Source organism: Nonomuraea sp. JJY05, assembly GCF_043496855.1.
In the GTDB taxonomy this organism is placed as follows: Bacteria; Actinomycetota; Actinomycetes; order Streptosporangiales; family Streptosporangiaceae; genus Nonomuraea.
This window is the reverse complement of the sequence record NZ_JBIEIS010000104.1, coordinates 1-7087: the sequence shown is the minus strand read 5'-3', so window position 1 is coordinate 7087 and position 7087 is coordinate 1. Positions and strand designations below refer to the sequence as shown.

The window sequence follows — 7087 nt, the reverse complement described above, 5'->3', positions numbered from 1 at the left end:
ACGCGCGGCGACCGCGGCGGCGCGGGCGCACACGAAGTCGGATGAGGCCTGGGCGGCCGCGGCCGCGGCAGAGCTGGACGCGGCAGCCGCTGCCAAAGCGGAGAAGTACAACCGGGACATGCAGCGGATCGGTCCGGAGATCACCGCGTTGATCTCGCCCATCAATCAGATCATCGTTGTGACCGATCAGGCGAACGCCGCGGTCGCCGCCGCCAATTCGGCCAGGGCGAACACCGAGGCCGCCGGACGCGCGGCCGAGGCCGCCGGGCGTTATGCGGGGGAGGCCAGCGCCGAGGCCCGAAACGCGTTCGCAGCGGCCGCGCGGGCGAAAGCGAGCGCGGACCAGGCGAGGCGCGCCACCGAGGAGACGGCACGCCAGGCGGACATCGCCAAGGACGCGGCCGGAAAGGCGCGCGACGCGGCGACGCGCGCCGTGTCCTACGCGGAGCAGTCGGCGAGCGCCGCGGCGAGCGCGGCCCAGCATGCGGGCAGCGCCGTCAACGCGGCCGAGCTGGCGACGCAGCACGCGAACAACGCCTACCGCGCGGCGGAGGACGCGTTGGGGGCGGCTGAGACGGCCCAGATCGTTTACAAAGCGGCGCGTGAGGCGGACGCCGAACGACTCCAGAAGGAGCTGGAACTTGAGCTGTCCTTCGCCCGGTACATCAGCCAGAAAGCCGCCGAGGCCCGATTGGGGGAGGCTCGCGGCTTCGATGTGCCGATGGGCCAGTACCACACCCCGCAGATCGACGCGCTGATCGCCGAGGTCGCCAACGCGCCGGAGACCGAAGCCGCATCGGCGGCCCTCAAGGCGCGGGAGGTGGCCCGCTACTTCGCGACCGTGCCCGGCACGTGGACCAGTTCGGCGGCCATGCAGGCTCTCGGTGAGGACGATGACCTCCGTGTCATCGGGTTCGTCAAGAACGGACTCGCCTCCGCCGAAGAGCAGGACGACCGCACGAGGCTGACCGGGCTCATGATCACCGGTAGCGCGGCCATGAGAGCAGCCGCTCAGCACGCTCTCGACAGCGGATGGCCCGACGTCATCGAGTTCCTCAAGGACCCGGAATACCCCGAGCGAGCCGCCGAGGACCGGCAGGAGGTCAACGGCATCCTTTCTGAGGCCCGCAGCATCGGCTACACCCACATCGAGGAGGCGGCGAACATCGCCCTGCGTTCGGACGCCCCGGACGCCCTCAAGAAGTTCCTCGACAAGGACCACAACACCGCTTACGCGATCGACGTCCGGGCGAAGGTCGGCGCGATCGCCGGGGACGACTCTCACGGGACCGAGGTGCGCAACGGCGCCCAAATCGCGCTGGCCGGCACGACGGCGATGCAGGTCGAGTTCCTGGAGGTGGAGCGGCACCGTGCGGCCCAGCGCGACTACGCGACCGCGACGCACAACTACATCGCCAGTTCCTTGATGATCGAGACTTCGCAGATCGCGCAGCAGGCCGTCGACTTCGCGCGCACCGCGCAGGCTGCGGCGGCGGAGGCCCGCGGTGCGGCGGAGGAGGCCATCGGTTACGCGAACGACGCCGGCAAGGCGGCCGAGCAGGCGGAGAAGTTCGCGACCGATGCCGTCGCCCACGCCCGCGATGCCGCCGCGTCCGCGGAACGGGCCGCCGAGGCCGTCCGCACCGCCGCTGCCGCGACCAAGCAGGCCCAGCAGTCGGCCAGGTCGGCGTCCCTCTCGGCCCGCTGGGCCCGCGCCTCGGCCGTCTCGGCAGCACATGACGCGGCCAGCGCCTACGACGCCTATGACACCGCGTACGCCGCGCAAATCGCGGCCGGCGAGAGCGCGTCCGTGGCGGCTCGCATCGCCGCGGAAGTGTTCGAGACCTATCGGCTAGAGGCCGAGGGACATTTGCGCGAGCTCAAGAGGGAGTTGAAACAGCACTGCGAGGATGCCCCCAAACTCGGCGACCCTGGCTACCACGACTGCGACGCACGCGCTGAAGAGATCCTGAACGACCCCAAGGGGCCGCTCCACGATCCGGACGGCTTCGCCAAGGACAACGTCGAGCACTGCAAGAGGCAGTTCGTCGGCAAAGCCCAGGACGCCTGTATGTCCATCGTCCTGAGCCCGATATTCTCCTTCGCGGCAAGGGAAATCGGTAACCGGGAGACCGACGCTCAACGCCTCGCCGAAGAGTACATAGCCCTGACCGGCATGGACCTGATCAACGCCGCCTCCCAGTACGGCTTGGTCGGCGACTGCAAGAACGCCCTCAAGGGCGGTGTCGCGGATGCGGCGCAGTCGGTCAAGGACTGCCTCACTGGAGCCCTGGAACTGTCCGAAGATCCCGACTGGGACGAGTATGCGTCCCAGTGGAGGGGGACCTTCGTGGCGTCGCACGTCCCGGAGGAACTCCGGTTCGGCGAGTACAACTCGATCTGGGGAACGATGTACCTGCTCGAGCGCCAATCTGATCTGTCCATCCTTTGGGCGACCCGCGAGACCGAGCTGGCAACGTCGATCCTGCGCACTGTTCCGATCGGATGCATCCAGGAAGGCGGAGACTGCCCGTTCGAGGACGCGGCGCGCCAGCTCAAGGACGTGAGCGAGACCATCAAACGGCTCAACAACCAGGGCTACATCGTGGACGAGTCCGGACGGGTGCTCGATGCGAACGGCCTGCCGATCGCGACTCTGCCGCCGGTCACCGATCTGGAGAAGTGGGTGAACTACACCGTCGAGAGCGGTCTGCACGACGACCTCGCGGCCCTCGAACAGCGTCTCAGCGTGCTGTACATGCAGCAGTTCGGCCTGCCCATGGCGCCCCCGGCCTGGCACCTTGAGACGCAGCTCGCCTACCGCGTCGCCACGCGGGAGGTGGCGCTGAAGGAGAACACGCTGCGGCTCGTCATGAACAACCGCGGCGGCGTCTGCGACGCGGTGCCGATCAGCGGCACCGGGCCCGATGCGCAGCGCCAGACCGTGGCCGGGTGCATCCAGGCCATCAAACTGCTGCTGCCGGCCGGGACCACCATGATCATCTACTATCCGGATCCGGACAATCCGGCGGAACTGCTGGAGGTCACCGTGCGTGGGGTCGGCCGCTGGCGGGACTGATCCTGTGGGATGCATACGGATGGAGGTGCGGTCGTCGAGGGACGCCGCGCCTCTATCCTGCGGCAGCTCACACCACCGGAGGCCTCTGACGCAGGACAGGGAAGGGATCTTATGGACATCGCTGCGAATGATCAGGCGCCGGGTTGGGCCGGCGCCTCGCTGGTGCTGGTCGTTGTCCATGTGCAGGCCGGCCAGCCACGCGGTGCGGCCTACTCGTCCGACCACGAGCCCCTGGTCGTCGGTCGATTGGGCTCCGATCCCGAGGAGTTGGTAAAGAGGTAGGGCCACCTGGGAGAACACGAAAGGTCATGCCCGTGCTGATCGAGATACTGCGTCAGCCACGACCAGCCAAGTGGTCACGAGGAGCCGGACACGCCGGCAAGGCTGTTTGTGATCATGGCGGTGTGGGCCTGCGCAGCGGCGGCACTCTGTGTCGGGCCGCGTTGATGTTCGAGCAGACCGAGGAGTTCAACGGCACCATCGCGAACGCCGCACCGACCCCCACCCGAAGGTGCGCGAGAGCGTGCTCGACGGTGATCTCCTGAGTGACCCGGTCTTGATCTTGAGGTGGATCATTTCCGCGTCCGGAAGGGTGCCGGTCTCGGCCAGGGTGCGTTTGATCGGGTCTGGCGGTGGATCAGCCGCGACAACGCCGCAAGCCAGAGCCGCTCGGCGCGCCCCCACCGCAGTCGGCCACCGAGTTGATGGCAGCGTTCGACTCGCAGGCGTTCTTGACTCTAACAAGAGGGCTCGCATTAGGAGAGTGGGGGTCGCTCCGCTTGTTTAGGCGGCTTGAGCTGGGCAGATAGCCTAGGCGGCACGTGGTTCGTGCAAGATCATCCCGCGTGTGTCCCCGGTCCGATCACGAGAGCAATCACGCGTTCCGCGGGATTCACCGTTGTGGCCGTCGCGCGAAGGCGTCGATCATTCGGCCCAGGCGTCTGGGATGCGGAGGATCGGGTGCGCACCGTCGAGCATGTCGCGGGTCAGCCGGACTCCGCTCTCATGTTCCACGACAGCGAGCACGAGAGGCGGGAGGCTCCTGTCCGCCTCATCCTCGTCCTCATCACTGGCGGGACGCAGCAGGCCGGCGTACGGCGTGAGCACGCCGTAGTCCCCGCTGTCGTGAGCCGCAGGATGGGACCAATAGCCGCCGCCCTCCGGCTGTCTGCTGGCAAGGAAGGTGTTGCCTTCGATGTCCCAGGCCGCGAACCAGTGCCGCATCTCCGGCCCCGCCAGTCGGCCGGAGATCGCCGTGCCGATGCCAAGGCATCCGAAGTCGATGGTAGCCACGCCCGGACCCACCTGTACGAGGGCCACATCGTGCTCCTGGTCCATCAGATACGGATCGGGCGGAATATGAAGGTCGGCGGGGTTGTGGCCAAGTCGCCTGGCCGCGTCCTCGACGGTGAGCACACCGTGCACGGGAAGCGTGAGGGTATAGCAGAAAAAGTCGAGGAGCAGGACGTCGTCCCCGATGCCCACGTAGTAGTCGACGACCGACGCCCAGCTCACGGAGCGGTCCTGAACGGGGCGGTGTGGTCTTCCATCACGTTACCGCTCTTGTCCGTCGCGCCCTTGACCGTGAGCTGGTAGGTCGTCGCCGGCGCGAGCGGCTTCAATGGGACCACGACGTATCCCTCGCCCTTTTCGATAGAGGTGACCGAAAGAGGGATGTCGGCACCTTCCGGGTCGTGGAGGGTGACGCTGACGCCGGTCACCGGCGTGAGGAAGGCGACCCTGATCTCCCCATCTACGGCGATGTCACCATCCTCGTTAACGAACTGCACGCCTAAGTACGGCTGGAGGGCGGTCACGGTGGTGGTCTCCTGTCCCGATGGTGGGACCCGACCGATACCGGCCGGGTCCGCTGATATGAGGGCTACAGGCTAATGGCCGGGTACCTTGGCGTCCACGAGGAACCGGTCCTGCTCGTTCTCACGCTCCTTGCCATCGACACCGAGTACGCGGTTGTCGTTGTAGAAGGACCCAAGTTGGCTCCCGTCACGCCCATTGTTCCGCCAGTAGACGGGTCTGATCGAGTAGCGCAGTCCGTCCTGTTCGCTCTTCTCGCGTGACGTCCAAGCGCCCTGGATCGTGGACTCGAAGGGGTACTCATCGCATTCGTAAACGCGCCGGTCCGCCGGCGGGATGGGGTTGCCGTCCTTGTCGGTGCCCGGCTTACCCAACACCGCATCCTTACGGTCGAAGTCGGCGAAGAGGATCCGGCACAACTTGCGTACCTTCTCGTTGTTCTTCTCCTTCCAGTAAGCCCTCACGGTACGCACCAGGCCGGGGTAGGGGCCGTTGATCGAACCCGGGATCATCTTGTTCGTGCTCGTCGCTGGCTGTGTCAAGTGAGGCTTGTTCAAGGCTGTCCAGATGTGGCCTGGAACATTGCGGTAGGCGGTCTCCACGTTCAGTGGCTCATTGGTCTGCCAGGGGTCGCCCTTATAGATCTCAGTGGTCTCGTAGACCAGCTGTGCTTTGTCGAAAACGCAGCCGCTGCCCCTCAGCTTGGAAATGTATTCCGCAGAGTCGCAGCGGACCTGCGGCTTAGCGTCGGACCAGAAATAGCGGACCGGTGTCGACGGGATTTCAGGCAACCACACCTTCGCATAGAACTTCGGATGGCAGTGCTCGAGCTTGTCCGGGCCGCTACCGTTGGACTCTTCCGATTGGAAGGTGAAGGCGGCGAGCTTGCCGGCGTTCCACTCGTCCCACTTGCCCTGGACGTAAGTGTCGCCGACGGTCTTGCAGCCGTCCTCGCTCTTGGAGCCGAAAGCGATGTACGCCTTCTGCTTGTACGTCAGGCCGATCGGGATAACGTTCTTCAAGGAGATCCTGAACTGCATGACGCGGTCTGTTTTCCCCTTCCCCGCCGGATAGGTGTAGCCGATCGTAGTGACGGTCGCCGTGATGCCATTACCGGACCTACTGCTCGTGTCCCCACCCGGCGGGGGCGGGCCGAAGGCTAGCGAGCCGCTCGTCAGGCTCTGAATAGCGCACCAGTTGAGTCGTCCCGCGAGGTACCCGTCGTCGGCTTTGCTTCTGGCCTTAGCCTCGTTCTTCCAGCAGTCGACGACGCGGGCGTCGTCATCCGCCGCGGCGAGCGGCCTGTCTTGCGAGCTCGCGATCACCTTCGCACTCGCGCGCACGGAAGGAGCCGAGGATGAGGCCGGGGCCGGGCTCAGTCCCGGCGTTGCGACCGGCGTGGCCATGTCGGACAGGATGGCGTCGGCGTCGAGCGGCCGGTTGTAGACGCGTACCTCGTCGATGATGCCGTGGAAGAACTCGCCCCAGGAACTGTTGCTGCCGATGTGTAGGGCGCCCTCGTCGAGGAGGAGCCTTCCTATTGGCCGTTCGGCCACCTGCTCGCCGTTGACGTAGAGCCGCGCCGTCGAACCATCGTGGGTGAGCGCGAGGTGGCTCCACTGGTCCTGAGTTAGCGCCTGGTCGGCGAGGACGTTCGCGATGCTGCCCGTCTCGGGGGTCAGCCAGCCCGACGGGACTCCGCTGCCGCCGGAAGCGTACAGGCCATAGGATCCGCCGTTTCCGAGGTCCTTCATCAGCACCGAGCGCCAGCCGTCAAGGGACGCCGGCTTCACCCACGCCGACAACGTCAGCCCATCCGGCAGACGCAGCGATTCGGCGTCCGCGATGGTCACCCAGCTACCTTCTCCGTCGAAAGACAGAGCCTTGCCATATTTGCCAGTCACCCACTCAGCGCCGGATGCCGTGCCATCGTTGCCGTGATTCGAGCTGTCGCCCGCGACCGTGCCGGTGCCCTCCTCGAAGCCGTATGCCGCGACCAGCCCATCAACAGGGATGGGATCGCCTCCTTCACATGGCCCCAGGTTGCTCCAGTCCGGGCTCAGGTCAGGCTTGGAGTTGGCCCGGTTTGGTGGACACCTGATCTCTGGGGAACCCTGGTTCCCGGAAGAAGGAGTCTGCTGTGCCGAACAACTATCCGCCGGAGTTTCGCCGGCAGATGGTGGAGCTGGTGCG

5 protein-coding genes are annotated in these 7087 nt (G+C 66.2%); 2 read left to right on the top strand and 3 right to left on the bottom strand.

Going from position 1 to position 7087, the window contains the following annotated elements; all coding sequences use genetic code 11:
- Together ACFKCF_RS61320 and ACFKCF_RS61315 are read left to right on the top strand one after the other, a co-directional pair.
- Positions 1-3079: DddA-like double-stranded DNA deaminase toxin (locus tag ACFKCF_RS61320; protein ID WP_394506711.1), on the top strand; the 3079-nt coding region annotated here is incomplete at its 5' end.
- Between the two features lie 314 nt (positions 3080-3393).
- Positions 3394-3624 carry a hypothetical protein gene (locus tag ACFKCF_RS61315; protein WP_394506709.1) on the top strand — a complete coding sequence of 77 codons (231 nt, stop codon included), beginning with the start codon at positions 3394-3396 and terminating at the stop codon, positions 3622-3624.
- A 379-nt stretch (positions 3625-4003) separates the two neighbouring features.
- Here the strand turns inward: ACFKCF_RS61315 and ACFKCF_RS61310 are convergent, their stop codons facing one another.
- The 3 genes from ACFKCF_RS61310 to ACFKCF_RS61300 all read right to left on the bottom strand — a co-directional run.
- Complete coding sequence (locus ACFKCF_RS61310; RefSeq protein WP_394506708.1) at positions 4004-4594, bottom strand: hypothetical protein; 591 nt, start codon at positions 4592-4594, stop codon at positions 4004-4006.
- Positions 4591-4896 carry an Ig-like domain-containing protein gene (locus ACFKCF_RS61305; protein WP_394506706.1) on the bottom strand — a complete coding sequence of 102 codons (306 nt, stop codon included), beginning with the start codon at positions 4894-4896 and terminating at the stop codon, positions 4591-4593. Before ACFKCF_RS61305 ends, ACFKCF_RS61310 begins: the two co-directional genes overlap by 4 nt.
- A 72-nt stretch (positions 4897-4968) precedes the next feature.
- Positions 4969-7087 (bottom strand): LamG-like jellyroll fold domain-containing protein (locus ACFKCF_RS61300; protein WP_394506704.1); only part of this gene is annotated, 2119 nt, incomplete at its 5' end.